At 62.5% G+C, this 14,893-nt stretch carries 18 protein-coding genes; 14 read left to right on the top strand and 4 right to left on the bottom strand.

The genetic code is table 11. The features are described 5' to 3' along the window. The first annotated feature begins 156 nt into the window (after positions 1-156). The 9 genes from AC07VY_RS24530 (at position 157) to AC07VY_RS24490 (ending at position 6,256) form a co-directional block, all read left to right on the top strand. Positions 157-603, top strand: a complete 447-nt coding sequence (locus AC07VY_RS24530; protein ID WP_495099797.1) for a MarR family winged helix-turn-helix transcriptional regulator — start codon at positions 157-159, stop codon at positions 601-603. Then, on the top strand, positions 596-1,519 hold the full coding sequence (locus AC07VY_RS24525; RefSeq protein WP_495099796.1) for an alpha/beta hydrolase family protein: 924 nt from the start codon (positions 596-598) through the stop codon (positions 1,517-1,519). The genes AC07VY_RS24530 and AC07VY_RS24525 overlap by 8 nt, the downstream gene beginning before the upstream one ends. A gap of 52 nt (positions 1,520-1,571) precedes the next feature. Further along, positions 1,572-2,081, top strand: a complete 510-nt coding sequence (locus tag AC07VY_RS24520; protein WP_495099795.1) for a GNAT family N-acetyltransferase — start codon at positions 1,572-1,574, stop codon at positions 2,079-2,081. Between the two features lie 372 nt (positions 2,082-2,453). Further along, entirely contained in the window at positions 2,454-2,855 is a 402-nt protein-coding gene (locus tag AC07VY_RS24515) for a hypothetical protein (RefSeq protein ID WP_495099794.1), read from the top strand. 92 nt (positions 2,856-2,947) lie between these two features. Further along, a complete protein-coding gene (locus tag AC07VY_RS24510) occupies positions 2,948-3,331 on the top strand; it encodes a hypothetical protein (protein WP_495099793.1) in 384 nt (127 codons plus the stop codon). Positions 3,332-3,564: 233 nt separating this feature from the next. After that, the gene (locus AC07VY_RS24505) at positions 3,565-4,728 is read left to right on the top strand and encodes an ABC transporter substrate-binding protein (protein WP_495099792.1); all 1,164 of its coding nucleotides are present in this window, start codon (positions 3,565-3,567) and stop codon (positions 4,726-4,728) included. Between the two features lie 18 nt (positions 4,729-4,746). Further along, positions 4,747-5,415: an isochorismatase family protein gene (locus AC07VY_RS24500; protein ID WP_495099791.1), complete on the top strand. Its 669-nt coding sequence runs from the start codon at positions 4,747-4,749 to the stop codon at positions 5,413-5,415. A 72-nt stretch (positions 5,416-5,487) separates the two neighbouring features. Continuing rightward, positions 5,488-5,913 carry a GNAT family N-acetyltransferase gene (locus AC07VY_RS24495; RefSeq protein WP_495099790.1) on the top strand — a complete coding sequence of 142 codons (426 nt, stop codon included), beginning with the start codon at positions 5,488-5,490 and terminating at the stop codon, positions 5,911-5,913. Between the two features lie 58 nt (positions 5,914-5,971). Further along, a complete protein-coding gene (locus AC07VY_RS24490) occupies positions 5,972-6,256 on the top strand; it encodes a DUF3297 family protein (protein ID WP_495076920.1) in 285 nt (94 codons plus the stop codon). A gap of 41 nt (positions 6,257-6,297) precedes the next feature. Here the strand turns inward: AC07VY_RS24490 and AC07VY_RS24485 are convergent, their stop codons facing one another. After that, positions 6,298-6,897: a short chain dehydrogenase gene (locus AC07VY_RS24485; protein ID WP_495099789.1), complete on the bottom strand. Its 600-nt coding sequence runs from the start codon at positions 6,895-6,897 to the stop codon at positions 6,298-6,300. A gap of 109 nt (positions 6,898-7,006) precedes the next feature. Here AC07VY_RS24485 and AC07VY_RS24480 point away from each other — a divergent pair, with 109 nt between their 5' ends. Further along, the gene (locus tag AC07VY_RS24480; RefSeq protein WP_495099788.1) at positions 7,007-7,897 is read left to right on the top strand and encodes a LysR family transcriptional regulator; all 891 of its coding nucleotides are present in this window, start codon (positions 7,007-7,009) and stop codon (positions 7,895-7,897) included. A 64-nt stretch (positions 7,898-7,961) separates the two neighbouring features. Here the strand turns inward: AC07VY_RS24480 and AC07VY_RS24475 are convergent, their stop codons facing one another. Beyond that, the gene (locus tag AC07VY_RS24475; RefSeq protein ID WP_495099787.1) at positions 7,962-9,149 is read right to left on the bottom strand and encodes a pyridoxal phosphate-dependent aminotransferase; all 1,188 of its coding nucleotides are present in this window, start codon (positions 9,147-9,149) and stop codon (positions 7,962-7,964) included. Positions 9,150-9,290: 141 nt separating this feature from the next. On the opposite strand from AC07VY_RS24475, the gene AC07VY_RS24470 reads away from it, so the two are divergent. From AC07VY_RS24470 to AC07VY_RS24460, 3 genes are all read left to right on the top strand, one after another. Further along, positions 9,291-9,773 (top strand): Lrp/AsnC family transcriptional regulator, encoded by a 483-nt coding sequence (locus tag AC07VY_RS24470; protein ID WP_495099786.1) that lies wholly within the window; start codon positions 9,291-9,293, stop codon positions 9,771-9,773. 162 nt (positions 9,774-9,935) lie between these two features. Beyond that, positions 9,936-10,541 carry a DUF4337 domain-containing protein gene (locus AC07VY_RS24465; protein ID WP_495099785.1) on the top strand — a complete coding sequence of 202 codons (606 nt, stop codon included), beginning with the start codon at positions 9,936-9,938 and terminating at the stop codon, positions 10,539-10,541. Positions 10,542-10,595: 54 nt separating this feature from the next. Beyond that, positions 10,596-11,564 carry a bifunctional helix-turn-helix transcriptional regulator/GNAT family N-acetyltransferase gene (locus tag AC07VY_RS24460; RefSeq protein WP_495099784.1) on the top strand — a complete coding sequence of 323 codons (969 nt, stop codon included), beginning with the start codon at positions 10,596-10,598 and terminating at the stop codon, positions 11,562-11,564. A 23-nt stretch (positions 11,565-11,587) separates the two neighbouring features. Here AC07VY_RS24460 and AC07VY_RS24455 read toward each other — a convergent pair whose 3' ends face one another. After that, positions 11,588-12,277 (bottom strand): VIT1/CCC1 transporter family protein, encoded by a 690-nt coding sequence (locus AC07VY_RS24455; protein WP_495076913.1) that lies wholly within the window; start codon positions 12,275-12,277, stop codon positions 11,588-11,590. Between the two features lie 372 nt (positions 12,278-12,649). On the opposite strand from AC07VY_RS24455, the gene AC07VY_RS24450 reads away from it, so the two are divergent. Further along, a complete protein-coding gene (locus AC07VY_RS24450; protein WP_495099782.1) occupies positions 12,650-13,213 on the top strand; it encodes a cytochrome b in 564 nt (187 codons plus the stop codon). 20 nt (positions 13,214-13,233) lie between these two features. Here the strand turns inward: AC07VY_RS24450 and AC07VY_RS24445 are convergent, their stop codons facing one another. After that, positions 13,234-14,664 carry a sensor histidine kinase gene (locus tag AC07VY_RS24445; RefSeq protein ID WP_495099781.1) on the bottom strand — a complete coding sequence of 477 codons (1,431 nt, stop codon included), beginning with the start codon at positions 14,662-14,664 and terminating at the stop codon, positions 13,234-13,236. Positions 14,665-14,893: the final 229 nt, after the last annotated feature.

The following is a 14,893-nucleotide window of genomic DNA, read 5'->3' as shown; positions in this document are numbered from 1 at the left end:
AGGCCAATTTGGCATATAGATTTCCTTGATGCCGGCGGCCTCATTTCTTGCCATTTACGAGCAAGGCGGCCGCAGTCCGGCAGTGTGGACGTGGCTGCATCACAAAGGTTTGCAGTACCATGTAATTATTTCGCATGCGAAGTAATTGGAGTCTTTATGGCGTCTAAACCGCGTCTTATTTTTCTGCTGAACAGCGCGCAGCGCCGCCTGCAACAGTGGATGGCCGCCGAACAGGAGCGCACTGCCCAGGCCGGTGAGCGCGTGCCCTCGCCCGCCCAAGGTGGCGTGCTATTCCTCCTGGCGCGCAGTGATGGCGCCACCATGGGTCAGCTGGCGCAGGGGTTGGACCTGGCACCCTCGGCGGTGTCTGGCCTGGTGCAGCGCATGGAGCAACTGGGCTGGCTGGCACGCCGGCCCTGCGAGCGCGATGCGCGCACGCAGCGCGTGTGGCTGCGCCCCGAGGGCAGTGCGCAAATGCCCGTACTGCGCAAGGCGCTGGGCCGCGTGAACGACCGCCTGACCAACTCTTTCACCGACGCCGAGCTGCAAACCGTGGCACGTTGGCTGGAGCATGTGCAAACCCTGGGAGTCCAAGATGTCTGACCGGCCTACTGCCACCCGATCCCTCACCCCTGCGCTGGCACCCGAGCCGGTCATGCTGGACTGTGCCGACGGCCAGCGGCTCCAAGCCCACTTTTTTGCAGCCCGGGGCCTCCACCAGCTGCAGCCGGTGTTGGTCTGCTCTGCTACTGGCGTGCGCCAGCAGTTTTATTGGCGCTTCGCCGATTGGCTGGCCGGGCAGGGCCATGCGGTGCTGGTGTTTGACTACCGGGGCGTCGGCCTGTCGCTGGACGGAGAGTTGTCGGCCAGCACGGCCCAGCTGGTCGATTGGGGCCAGCTTGACCAGGTGGCGGCCTTGCAATGGCTGTTGGACCACTGCGGCGCTGCGCAGGCCGTGCTGGTCGGCCACAGTGCGGGTGGGCAGATGCTGGGTTTATTGCCCAACCATGGCCGTGTGGCCCGGCTGGTGGGCGTGGCTGCATCCACCGGCTGGTTCCGCGGCATGCGGCCCGCGTTCGCGCTCAAGGCCCGCCTGGGGCTGCGCCTGCTGGTGCCGCTGGGCACCCTACTCAAGGGCTATGCACCGACTGCCTGGCTGGGGCTGGGTGAAAACCTGCCTGCCGGTGTGGCCCGGCAATGGGGCCAGTGGTGCGCTGCCGGGGGTTACGCCACCAATGCTGTGCGGCGGGGCTCGGCGCAGGACTTCCACGCGCAGGTACGCACGCCCATCACCCTGTTTTACGCCGAGGATGATGACATCGCCACGCACTTCACCGTGCAGGACCTGTTGCAGACATTGCCCGCAGCGCCCGGTCGTGCCGTCCAGTTGCGGCCTCAGGACCACGGGCTGCGACACATTGGCCACCTCGACTGGTTCCGCCAATCGCACCAGGCTCTCTGGGTCTTGCTGCTGGGAGCTGTACGTGGCGATGAACCCTGCACCGCAACATCCACCTAAGCAGGCCATACGCCCCGTTAACATGGGTTTCCCCGTTCCAGGAATCCTGCCCATGCAGCCCACCATCCGCCACGCCGAGCCAGACGACTATGACGCCATTGCCCTGATCTACGCCCAGCCCTTGGCGGCCGCCGGCACCATGCAGATCCCGCTGCAGTCGCGCGAGGTATGGAAGAAACGCTTGACGGGCATGGGCCCATTCGACCGCATGTTGGTGGCGGTGGTTAACGGCGAGGTGGTCGGTAACCTGGGTATCCACCCCGTACCCCAGCCGCGCCGCGCCCACGTGGCCGGCATCGGCATGGCGGTGCGCGACGAACTGCAGGGCCAAGGCATAGGCACAGCCCTGCTGCAAGCTGCCACCGACCTGGCCGACAACTGGCTGAATCTGCTGCGCCTGGAGCTGACGGTGTACGCCGACAACACCGCCGCCCAGCGTCTGTACCAGCGGCATGGCTTTGTGCTGGAAGGCACGCACCGCGCCTATGCCTTGCGCCACGGCCAGTACGTCGATGCGCATGCCATGGCGCGGCTGCATCCGGCGCCGCCTGTGGTGCGGTAGGCTTTTAGCGGGGCTGGTTTTTGTGTGGCTTTTATCGTCGCCAGAAGCAGCCATTGACACTAACAAACCTAATATGCGGGGCAGCGTTTTTCTAAATAGCTTGGGGGAAAACTTGAAAGCTACTCATCTTTTATCGATTGCTTGTCTCCTTGTCGCTCTTGGACTATTTTTTTCCGGGGCTTCCAAATTCGCTGACCTTGTTCTTTGCCTGTCGGTCGTAGTCGAAATAGTCGGCTCGGCAATTACAGGGAAGAAGAAAAATGACGGCACGCGTTAAAGACATAGTTCGGCCATGAGCCGACATTCGCGTCTTGGTTAAATCTACGCAGTGCGATTGCCCAGCAACTCACAAAATCAGAGATTGGAAATAACTTGAACGTCACGACGGGTCAGCAAGAATTAATCGACGAAGCGGAAAGCTGGGTCAAACGATTTGTTGAGAAGCGCGGTGAATTTCAGATGTTCTCGCTTGCGAGAAGCACAGACGGGAAGTACAGCCCAATTCAACCAACAGACGAATTTCCCGACAGGCATAGCGCCGTAGTGGAGACATTGAAAGTCCTCGTGTCGCTGGCACGCGATGGCCAGATTGTTGGGAATGTGTTTTGTACGCCGGTCGACGAGGATGGTCAGCACCTCGCTATTCTGGATGTGGAACACAAAGACGACGGTCGTGTGTTGGTGTTCTTACCTTTCAAGAAGCGATTTTTCGGCGGGTGGTCGTTCGGCAACAAGCAGTTCAAGTTCGAAAAACCCAAGCTTTTTTTCAAGTAGATAGTAGCTGTGCAGGCATGGTGCGTGCGCAAATTGAACGACACGCTCGGCTTTCGTGCGTGAGGCAAAATTCGGCCATCAGCGGACACCCAATGCACTCCTCGTGGTTCAAAATCTTAGATGGCTCTGAAGTAAGTAAGGAACTTGCTTTGCCCGGCGATGCGTCGGAGTGGCTCTTCTACGTCGGCTTCTGGAGTGAGCTTGGTGCGTCGGTGGGGAGACATTTCGAGCAATATGAAGAAGAAGTCTTGCCGCCATCAGGCCTGGAACTTGCTGTTGCGAATATCGGGCGCTTGCTCACCAAGGTGCAAGTCTTACCAGACGTCGCTGTACGCTTCGTTTACGCCACAGACGCCAACAACGAGCCAATCTGCTGCGACACTACCAATGCGGCGCTCGCTCCTGCGCTGTCCGCACTAAAAGATTTGCTATTGGATGCCAACCGTTCTGGCGGTGGAATTTTCTGCCAATTGTGAACCTTTAGAAGTCTGCTTTGGGCACGACTGAATGTCGCAATTGGGCCCTAATGCGACGGTCATTTCTCTGCAAAGCAGACGTTGAAGTAGATGTGTGGACGCTGCGCATACCAAATGAAACCAAGAGCTGGTGCCGCCGCCTCAAGGCTGCCTCTGCTTCGCAAGCACAATCTCTCCCGCCGGCCGGACTTGCGCGGCGGCCCGCATAACCCTACAAGCTACCGGAGACCCCCATGCCATTTCACCGGACATTTCCATTTGCCCTTTCGTTCATCGCTGCCAGTGCATTGCTGGCGGCCAGCGCCAGCTACGCGCAGGACAGCATCCAGATCGCCAACATCCTTGAGCTGTCCGGCTCAGGCGCTACTGCGGGTACCAACTTCAGAAACGGTGTGGAGCTGGCGGTGAAAGAGATCAACGCCGCCGGCGGCATTCTGGGCAAGAAGGTGCAGACCACCAATGCCGACACCCAGAGCAATCCCGGCGTGGCCAAGGGCCTGACGCAGAAGGCGGTGGACAACGATGTGTTCGCCATCTTCGGGCCGGTGTTCTCGGGCTCCATCATGGTCAGCATGGCAGAGAGCCGCCGTGCCGGCATTCCCAACTTCACCGGCGGCGAGGCGGCCAGCATCACCGCCCAGGGCAACCCCTACATCTTCCGCACCACGGCCACCCAGGCCACAGCCATGCCCCAAGTGGCGCACTACATCAGCGAGCAAGCCCAACTCAAAACCCTGGCCATCATCTACGTGAACAACGACTTCGGCAAAGGCGGGCTGGACATGCTGAAGAAGGCGCTGGAGAAATCCCCCACCAAAATCGTGGCCGAGATCTCCACCGAAGGCGGCCAGCTCGATTTCTCGGCCGCCGTGCTGCGCGCCAAGCAGAGCAATGCCGACGCGGTGTTTGTCTACACCTACGATGAAGAATCGGCCCGTGCCCTGCGCGAGCTGCGCAAGCAGGGCTGGAGCAAACCCATTGTGGGTGAAGGCACCCTCACCGCACAGAAAGTGCTTGAGCTGGCGGGCGATGCCGCCAATGGTGCCATCGCCCACGTCAACCTGACGGTAGATGCGCCGCTGCCGGCCGTCCAGGCTTTTCGTGTCAAGTTCGAGCGCGAATACAAATACGTGTCGGACCACAACGGCATGAAAGGTTATTCCGGCATGTACGTGCTGAAAACCGCGATCGAGAGGGTCGGCAAGCTGGACCGCCAGGCCGTGGCCGCTGCCCTGCACGGCATGAAGATCACGGCGGCCCAGCAACCCGGCGTGCTGATGGACCTGGCGTTTGACGACAAGGGCGACTTGGACCGCGACAGCTTCATGGTCGAGGTGAAGAACGGCAAGCAGGTCGTCATTGCCACCGTACCAGCCCTCGGCGCGGCTAAGAAATAAACCGCAGGACCCAGCCCCATGATCGATACCCAAAGAACCCTGGCCCGCAACCCGATTGCACCCTATGCGCTGCCCGGCGAGGAATGTCAGGCTTACAACAAGATCCACTGGAAGCTGGACCCGGAGCGCACCGTGCTGTTGGTGCACGATATGCAGAACTACTGGGTCGATCTGTTCGTGGACCCGGCGCCGTTGCTGGGCAATGTGGCGGCGCTGCTGGCCGGCTTTCGCCAAGCGCAGCTGCCGGTGGTGTTCTGCCGCGGTGAGCGTGCGCCCTCGCGCTTCGAGCGCGGCCTGGGCCTGGCGGTCTGGGGCGACGGCCTGAACGCCGCCCATGTGCGGCCGCAAGATTGCGAAATTGCCAGCAGCCTGGCGCCGCGCGAGGACGAATATGTGGTCCACAAGCCGCGCCACAGCGCCTTCTTCCAGACCGAGCTGGAGCCGCTGCTGCGCAAGATGAACCGCGACCAGGTGGTCGTCTGCGGCGTGTTTGCCCACCACGGCGTGATGGTGTCCTGCATAGACGGCTATATGCGCAACTTCCAGATGACCATGGTGGCCGATGCCCTGGGCGACTACAGCGAGGCCGAGCACCGCATGGCCCTGCAATACGTGGCGCAGATGTGCGGCTCCACCAGCACGCTGGCCCGGGTGGGGGCTGCGTTGTTTCCGGCATCTTCTGCGTAGTGCTATGTAATTAATAGCGGCTGCCGCAGGTAATATCTGCGCCACAGCCTTGTTTACCCGGAGCCGCAGAACATGCACGTGAATGCCCAACGCGGGGACTACCGCATCAGTACCGACCCCACCGGCCTGGACATGGTGGCCGTCCATGCCTACCTCACACGCAGCTACTGGTCGCCGGGTATTGCGTTCGAGCGGGTGCAGCGCGCGGCGGCGAACTCGCTGTGTTTTGGGTTGTTCCACGGCGCCGAGCAGGTGGGCTTTGCGCGGGTGGTGACCGACAAGACGACTTTTGCCTATCTGGCCGATGTGTATGTGCTGGAGGCGCACCGGGGCCAGGGCCTGTCGAAATGGCTGGTGCAAACCATATTGGCCCACCCGGAGCTACAGGGCTTGCGCCGCTTTTTGCTGGCCACTGCCGATGCGCATGGGCTTTATGCGCAGTTCGGTTTTGAGCCCTTGGCCAAGCCAGAGCGGATGATGCAGATCCTCGCGCAGTAGGCGGGGCCAGCAAATCCGGGACAATGCGGGCCATTTGATTTTTTCCACAGCCATTGCCATGACCGATACCAACGATAACAACGCCACCGCTGATACCAACGCCGCTAGCTCCGCTCCCGCCCTGCCCGACCACCTGTCTGCCGACCCACGCAGCCCCTTCCATGTGGCTGCCGTGTTCGAGCATGACATCGGCATCCGTCTGAATGACAAGGAGCGTTCGGACGTGGAGGAATACTGCATCAGCGAAGGCTGGGTGAAGGTGCCCTCCGGTAAGACGCGCGACCGCCATGGTCGCCCGCTGCTGATGAAGATCAAGGGCAAGGTCGAAGCCTATTACCGCTGATTCCACGGCCACCAGCAGGCCTCGCACGTGCAATCCGGGTATCACAGCACCCGGTAGACCTGGCCGGTTTGCCCGCCTTCCACGCTGCGCTGGTAGGCCATAGCCACGCGCGCCGCGGGCACCGATTCGAAGCCCGCGAAATAGGGGCCGTAGGTGGGCAAGGATTCGGTGAGCACTGTGGCGCTGACGGCGTTGATGCGCAGGCCGCGTGGCAGCTCAATGGCGGCAGCGGCCACAAAGCCTTCGATGCCTGCATTGACCGCCGTGGCGTTGGCGCCATAGCGGATCGGCTCGGTGGACAGGATGCCGCTGGTCAGCGTGACCGAGCCACCGTCGTTCAGGTAGCGTTGGGCCAGCAAGGCCAGCTGCACCTGGCCCAGTAGCTTGTCTTGCAGGCCGATGTTGAACTGTTCTGCCGTCATCTGGCTCAACGGGCCGAAGTGCACATTACCGGCGGCGCTGACGATGGCGTCCACCTTGCCCACGCGCTCCATCAGGGCCTCCAGGCTGGCGGGCTGGGCCAGATCGGCCTGGTAGTCGCCGCTGTTGCGGCCGACGCTGACGATGGTGTGGCGGGCGGCCAGATTGGCTTTTACGGCTTGGCCTACGGTGCCGTTGGCGCCGATCAAGAGGATTTTCATGGGGTGTTCCTGGGTTTAGAAGTTAAGAAGCCTGGATTGTTTTGCAAATGCAGGACTACATAAAGTAGTTAATACTTCGCTATCTACTAAGCATTGGTTTGGAATAGCGATGGATAAATTCCGCAACATGGAAGTTATGGTGGCTGTGGTCGAAGGCGGCAGCTTCGCCGCTGCAGCCCGGCAGCTGGACATTTCGGCGGTGATGGTGGGCAAGCACATCCAGTCGTTGGAAACGCACCTGGGCGCCCGACTGCTGCAGCGCAGCACCCGGCAGCACAGCCTGACCGATGTGGGCCGCAGCTTTTACGAGGACAGCAAACGCGTACTGGAACAGGTGCGCTGGGCTGAGTCGGCGGTAGAGCGCAGCCGGGCCGCGCCGCAAGGCCTGCTGCGGGTCAGCGCGCCCACCACCTTGGGCAACCAGGTGGTTGCTCCGCTGGTGGCCGGGTTTTTACTGGACAACCCGCAAGTGCGGGTGGACCTGCAGCTCAGCGACGGGCTGGTCGATCTGGCCGGCGATGGCATCGACGTGGCGGTGCGCATCGGCCCGGTGGCCGACGAAGGCCTGGTGGCGCGGCCACTGCAGCCCTACCGCATGGTGATTGCCGCGGCACCCGCCTACCTGGAACGTCACGGCCGACCGCAGCGTGCTGTCGACTTGGTGCAGCACACCTGCCTGCGCCACGCGGTGTGGCATAGCCGTGCCGATTGTTTGTTGCGCGAGGACGGCAAAACCGTGGACTGGCCCGACCAGTCGCGCTTTGTTTGCAACCAGGGTGACAGCTTGCGTATTGCTGCGCTGCAGGGCCTGGGCCTGGTATTGCAGCCCGAGGTGTTGCTGGCCGACGACCTGGCCAGCGGCCGCCTGGTGGCCGTGCTGCCCGATTGCGTGCCCGCAGCCCGGCCGGCGCATCTGGTGTACCTGCCGGACCGGCGCCAGCTGCCCAAGCTCAGCCGCTTCATCAGCCACATGCTGCAGGCGTTGGGGGCTGAGGCCTAAATGGGGCTGTAGCGCAGGTAGATACTGCGCAAGTAGCTATTGAATCAATAGCTGCTGGAGTGTCTCAACGCCGACCGTGCAGGAAGTGCTGGAAGCGCTGCACACCGTCTGCCAGGCGCTGCGTATTGCTGGCAAAGCACCAGCGCAGGCAGGACTCACCTTCCGGCCCGAAGGCGCGGCCCGGTGCCAGGCCAAGCCCGGTGGCCTGTACCAGGTCCTTGCAGAAGGCCAGGCTGTCCGCTGCGGCGTCCATGCGAAAGAACAGATACATGGCGCCCTGGGGTTTGGATACTGTCAGCCCGTCCATGGTGGACAGCGCGCTATGCAGGTAGTCGCGGGCGATGGCCAGGCGTTGCACAAACTGCTCCACCAGCGGCTCGCCGTCGCTTATGGCGGTGACAGCCGCCCGCTGCACAAAGCCGGGGGCGCAGCAGGTGTTGAATTCGATGAGCTTGGCCAGGTCGGCGCTCAGGCGTTCCGGTACCACCATCCAGCCCAGGCGCCAGCCGGTCATTTGCCAGGACTTGGAGAAGCTGTGTACGGAGATCAGCCTGTCGTCTGGCGTGCAGCGGGCCAGCCAGCTGTGTGCCTGGGGTGGTGTGTCGGCGCTGCGGTCGAACACCAGGCGTTCATACACGTCGTCGGCAATCAGCCAGATGCCATGCTGGCGGCAGTGCGCCAGCAGCGCGTCCTGCTGGTCGGGCGGCATAACCCAGCCGGTGGGGTTGTTGGGCGAGTTGACCAGCACGGCGCGCGTGCCCGGCGTCAGTGCCGTGAGCAGCGCGTCCAGGTCCAGCGTCCAACCCTGCTGCGCATCCAGGTGCAGCGCCACCGTGTCCACCTGCGCGCCCAGCACGCGGGGGATTTCCACCAGGTTGGGCCACAGCGGGGTGACGGCCACCACGCGGTCGCCAGCTTCAATGACCAGCTGTGCGGCCAGCATCAGCGAGGAAATGCCACCGGAGGTAATGGCGATGCGTTCGGCCCCAATCGGCGCGTGGCGCCGGGTCAGGTAGTCCGCGATGGCCTGGCGCAGCGCGGGAATGCCCAGGTTGGGTGTGTAGAAGGTATCGCCGCCATCCAGCGCGGCCTTGGCCGCATCGCGGATGAAAGGGGCGGTGACCTGGTCGGGTTCGCCAAACCAGAAGGGCAACAGGTCCGTGCGGTGTGCGGCTGCGTCGGCCACAGCGCGGATACGCGAGGCCTGGATGTGCTGGACATTGTGGCGGGCCAGGGGTGGGTGTTGGAGCATGGTGGGGTGGTGGGGCAAGGGTGAAAAGCCGCCAAATTGTGCTTGCGCCGCGCTGAAATGTGCTTGCTTTTAGGGGCCTGCCAGCCCTAAGATTTTGGTGGAAAAACCTAAAATTTATATTTAATTAGAAAGACTCCACCCATGAGTGGTATTGATGAAGTTGATTTGGCTATTTTGAAAGCCCTGCAAGAAGACGGGCGTTTATCCAATGCCAAGCTTTCAGAGCAGATGCACCTGAGTGAGACGCCGTGTTGGCGCCGCGTGCGGCAGCTGGAGAGCAGTGGCTATATCGAGGACTACCAGGCCAATCTGAACCTGGACAAGCTGGGCTGGAAGATCCACGCTTTTGTGCTGGTCCGTTTCGAGAGCCATACCGCCAATGCGTTCGGGCTGTTTGAAGAGGTCATACAAAGCAGTCCGCATGTTTTGCTGTGCCACCGCATCACAGGCGAGGCCGACTATTTGCTGCAGGTTATCGCCGTGGACCTGGATGACTACCGCAACTTTGTAGACAGCGTTCTGCGCAAACTGACAGGAATTGCGACGGTGCAGACCAATATTTCCCTGCAGAAAATAAAGTCCACGCACCGTATTCCCGTGCCCTCGAATGCATCAGCGGGCTGATGCCACTGTAAGAAAAATCACTGGCTGGCGCGGGCTATGCCGCTGGCGTTTGCCGTGGGGCCGGAGCTTTAAGCCTGCGCTAAGAAACCGAAGGGCTTAGCTGTTACAAGCCTGTATCGCCTGGCCACCCTTCGGTGGCGGGCACGCTACAGGAGCATCGCCATGGAACTGGACCCGCTAGATATCGTTGACCACGCCAAACCCGCCAGAAGGCCTACCAAGCGCCGCTGGCTGAACCCGGCGGTGGCCATCACCGTGGCTCTGTTGGCCACCTTTTTGGGCATCTGCAAGGTCAAGGACGACAACATCGTGCAGGGCATGCAGCAGGCCCAGGCCGACAAGCTGGACCACTGGCAGTTCTACCAGGCGCGCAATGTGCGCGAAGAGATTGCCAACGCCACGCTGGCCCAGCTGCGCCTGCAGGCCATGGCCGTGACCGCGCCTGCCCAGCAGGCCGCCTACCAGCAGCAGATCAGCGCCTATGCGGCGCTGGCGCAGAAAGAAAACCAGAAGAAGGACGAGCTCAAAACCCAGGCCGAGCAAGACCAGAAGAGCTACGACGCGCTGAATTTCCGCGACGACCAGTTCGACCTGTGTGACGCGCTGATTGCCATCGCCATCTCCATGCTGGCCGTGGCCTCGCTTACGCAGCTCAGCAGCCTGTATCTGCTCAGCCTGGTGCCGGCGGGGTTCGGTGTGTTGATGGGCGTGTCGGGCCTGGTGGGGCTGGGTATCCACCCGGACGCGCTGATCAAGCTGCTAAGTTGAGTGGTTTCAATATGGTTGTATGATGCAACCATATTGAAATAGCGAACTCGAGCCATGCCCGCCACATCCAGCACCCCCGCTTCTCTCGTTGACCACATCCGCAGCGCATCGCGCCAGATGGTGCGCGAACTCGGCTTCATGCAGTCCACCCTGGCGGCTACCGACTACCCACCGTCGGCAGTGCACGCTATTTTGGAGATTGGTGCCCAGCGCACGTTGACGGCGGTGCAGCTGGGCGAGGTGTTGGGCCTGGAGAAGTCCAGCGTCAGCCGCATGGTGCGCAAGTTGGTGGATGCGGGCGAGCTGCAGGAGTCCGCCAGCGGTGACGATGGCCGGGTGAAATACCTGGCGCTGACGGCGCAGGGCAAACGCAGTCTCAAGTCTATCCATGCCTACGGCCGCAAGCAGGTCTTGGGCGCGCTGGCGCAACTCACCGAAGCCCAGCAGCAGGCGGTGGCCGAGGGCCTGGCGGCCTATGCCCAGGCCTTGCAGGCACGGCGCACCGGCATATCGTTGGCAGCGGGGTCGGCTTTGCAGATCGTGCAGGGCTATCTGCCTGGCGCACTGGGGCGCATCACCGAAATGCACGCCCGCTATTACAGCCGCAGCGTGGGCTTCGGCGCCTATTTCGAAGCCCGGGTGGCCAGTGGCCTGGCCGAGTTCAGTGCCCGCCTGGAGCAGCCGCGCAACGGGCTGTGGCTGGCCTTGCAGGCGGGGCGCATCGTGGGTTCGGTAGCGGTGGATGGTGAAGACCTGGGGTCGAACAAGGCGCATTTGCGCTGGTTCATCGTCGACGACGGTTTACGCGGCCTGGGCGCGGGCCGGCAACTGCTGGCCGAAGCCATGGCCTTCTGTGACCGCCAGGCTTTTGCCGAAACCCATTTATGGACCTTCCAGGGGCTGGACGCGGCGCGCAAGCTGTACGAGACCTTTGGCTTTGCATTGGCCGAGCAATGGTCCGGGCAGCAATGGGGCACGCCGGTAGTGGAGCAGCGCTTCGTGCGCACCCTGCCAGCTACTTAAAGCGCTGCTGGTTTAGCTAGGCGCTACACCGCCGCACCAAACAGGCTGCCGACTCCGGCCGTCACGGCCATGGCCAGCGCACCCCAAAAAGTGACACGCCATGCGCCCAGCCAGGGATGGGCCCCGCCCACGCGGGCCGCCACCGCTCCGAGTACGGCCAGGAAGAGCAGCGACATGCCCGCGATCCACAACGCCAGCCCCTGTGCAGGCGCCAGTGCTGCGACGGCCAGAGGCAGTACCGCGCCGACGGCAAAGCTGCCCGCCGATGCCCAGGCCGCTAGCAGAGGCCGCGCCGTGGCTATTTCCGAAATGCCAAGTTCGTCGCGCGCATGGGCGCCGATGGCATCGTGCACCATGAGTTGCTCTGCAACTTCGCGGGCCAGCTCGGGTGTCAACCCTCGGCTGGTGTAGATGGCCGTCAGCTCGCGCCGCTCGGCCACAGGGTCGGCTTCCAGTTCAGCGCGTTCCCGCGCCAGGTCGGCCCGCTCGGTATCTGCCTGGGAGTGCACCGACACATACTCTCCTGCTGCCATGGACATGGCTCCGGCGACCAGGCCAGCCACACCGGTCATCAGAATGTTGCCAATGCTGGATTGCGCCGCGGCGATGCCGACGATCAGGCTGGCGGTGGAGACGATGCCGTCGTTGGCACCCAGCACGGATGCCCGCAGCCAGCCAATGTGCTGGGTTCTGTGTCGCTCAATATGCCGCATGAAATTCCTTGGGTGGAAAGAGGAGCATTACAAACAAAAAAAGGCCGCCGGGTGCGCAGCATGGTTAGGACCAGGTTTCTTGCCTGGCTTTGCGCAGGGCTTGCGATGGCAATGGATTACAAGCGGTGAATATGAATGCAGCCTGAATCCAAACGGCTACGGCGACTTTCTTCAGCTTATCTTCATGTGAGGGGTATCCAATGCCTGCTTGGTTCCGTACAGCTGACAAGAGATGCCTGTATTGGCTTCAGCGCCGCCTTGGCCGGACCTTCGGTGAAGCCATGGAACGCCATCCATGGTTCACACACATTTGATCCAAACCCATACTATGACCTACCCCTGGACGCATAGTCTCACTTTGAGGAAAACAACATGACCCAACAAGCCACACCTCGCTACGACTGTCTCAGCCAGGCTTTTCATTGGCTCACGGCCATCGTCGTGACCATCGCGTTCATTCTCGGCCCCGGCGGCTTCGGGCGCATGATGCGCCAGGGTGTCGATCCCGCAACGCGAATCGATATCGTTTGGCACGAGTCCCTGGGCATTTTGGTGCTGGTGCTCACCCTGCTGCGTTTGCTGTGGGTTGCTTTCCGCCCAGCCGCGCCACAGTTCGAGATGAGCGCGGCCATGCACCTGGCCAGCAAACTCGGGCACATCGCCTTGTGGGTGCTGTTGCTGGCACTGCCAGCTACTGCCCTCCTGGCCTTGGGCAGCGAGAACCATCCTTTGACGCTGCTCGGCGGTATACGCGTAGATCACATGCCCTGGATTGCCGACTCCGCCATCGCCGGACTGGCGGACTGGGGCGATGTGCACCAGTTCCTGGGCGACGCCATCATGTGGCTGGCCGGCCTGCATGCCGCTGCGGCCATCTTCCACCACGTGTTTCTGAAAGACGGGGTTTTGCTGGCGATGTTGCCCGGACGCAAGTGATGCGCAGTATGGGCCCGTTTTCAGGTTTGAAACCGTACCGTCACCCGCAGCCCTAGCGGCACGGCATCTGGATGCACATCTTCCAGCAGCACCTCGGCGTTGTGCTGCCGCGCAATCTCCTGCACGATGGACAGGCCTAAGCCCGAGCCATCGGCCTCGTTGCCTAGCGCGCGGTAGAAGGGCTGGAACACCAGCGCGCGCTCTGCGGCGGGGATGCCGGGGCCGTTGTCCTCCACCTGCAGCTCAGCACCCTGGCCGGCGTTGGCCAGGGCGCGCACGGTGATGATGCCGGTGTGCGGTTCGTTGGACGGGGTGTAGTGGATGGCGTTTTCCACCAGGTTGCGCACCAGCTCTTTCAGCAGCGTGGGGTTACCCTGGATCTGCAGACCGGGGCTACCGGCTTCGGCGCCGTCGTAGCCCAGGTCGATGCGTTTTTCCAGCGCGCGGGGCACGCAGTCACGTACCACCTCCATGGTCAGCCGGGCCAGGTCGCATTCCTGCAGCGTCAGGCTGACGCCGCCGTTCTCGGCCCGGGCCAGGGCCAGCAGCTGGTTCACGGTGTGGGTGGCGCGGATGCTGGAGCGGCCGATCTGCTGTAGCGATCGCTTCAGCTCGGCCGTGCTGGTGCCTTCGCGCTGCGCCAGGTCGGCCTGCATGCGCAGCCCGGCTAGCGGGGTTTTCAGCTGGTGGGCGGCGTCGGCCAGAAAGCGCTTTTGCGTGGCGATGGAGTCTTTCAGACGGGTCAGCAGGTCGTTCACCGACGAGACCAGTGGCGCCACTTCCAGCGGCACGGCCTTTTCGTCCAGCGGGCTCAGGTCGTCCGAGGTGCGGGCGCGGATGCGGTCCTCCAGGCGCTTCAGCGGGCGGATGCCGCGCGCCAGCGCCAGCCACACCAGCAGCACGGCCAGCGGCAAGATGACGAACTGCGGCAGCATCACGCCCTTGATAATTTCGGCCGCCAGCACCGAGCGCTTTTCCCGCGTTTCGGCCACTTGCACCAGGGCCAGCTGGCTACCGGCAATGTCCAGCTTGATCCACAGATAGGCCACGCGCACGTCCAGGCCGCGCATCTCGTCGTCGCGCAGATGCACCGGGCCTTCAGCGGGCCTTTCATCGGCCGGCGGCAGCGGTAGGTCGGTATCGCCGCTGAGCAGTTCGCCACGCACGCCACGTACCTGGTAATAGACCTGGTCGGAGTCGTCGGCGCGCATGATTTCACGCGCCGGCAGCGGCAGGTTGAACTGCGCGTGGTCGGGCTGGGCCACCACCAGCAGCTGCGACAGCGCCTGCACGTTGTATTCCAGCGCCCGGTCAAACGGTTTGCCCGCAATGCCCTGGGCCACCAGCCAGGTCAGCGCCAGGCTGACCGGCCACAGCAACAGCAAGGGCGTGAGCATCCAGTCCAGGATTTCGCCGAAAAGCGAGCGTTGTTCGCGCTGGAAGATTTTCACGGCGATGGCATTAGCGGGTGGGGCACCTGCGCATCTTAGCGACGCTGCCCTATGCCAAGCTTACGTGTTCACCCTGTGCTCAGCTTGTGGTTTAACCCGCGTATGAAACGGCCCGCATACGGCCCGTTGCACACAAATCTCCTTCATTTGCAGGACAAGCGGTTACAGCTGCTTTCGTAAATTGCCTGGGAGCACGGGATAGGGGCACATTTCGCGGCAAACTGCGGCC

Source organism: Rhodoferax sp. GW821-FHT02C08, from assembly GCF_059421805.1.
Note: the sequence above shows the minus strand (reverse complement) of the source record. Positions and strands in the feature narration are given on the sequence as shown.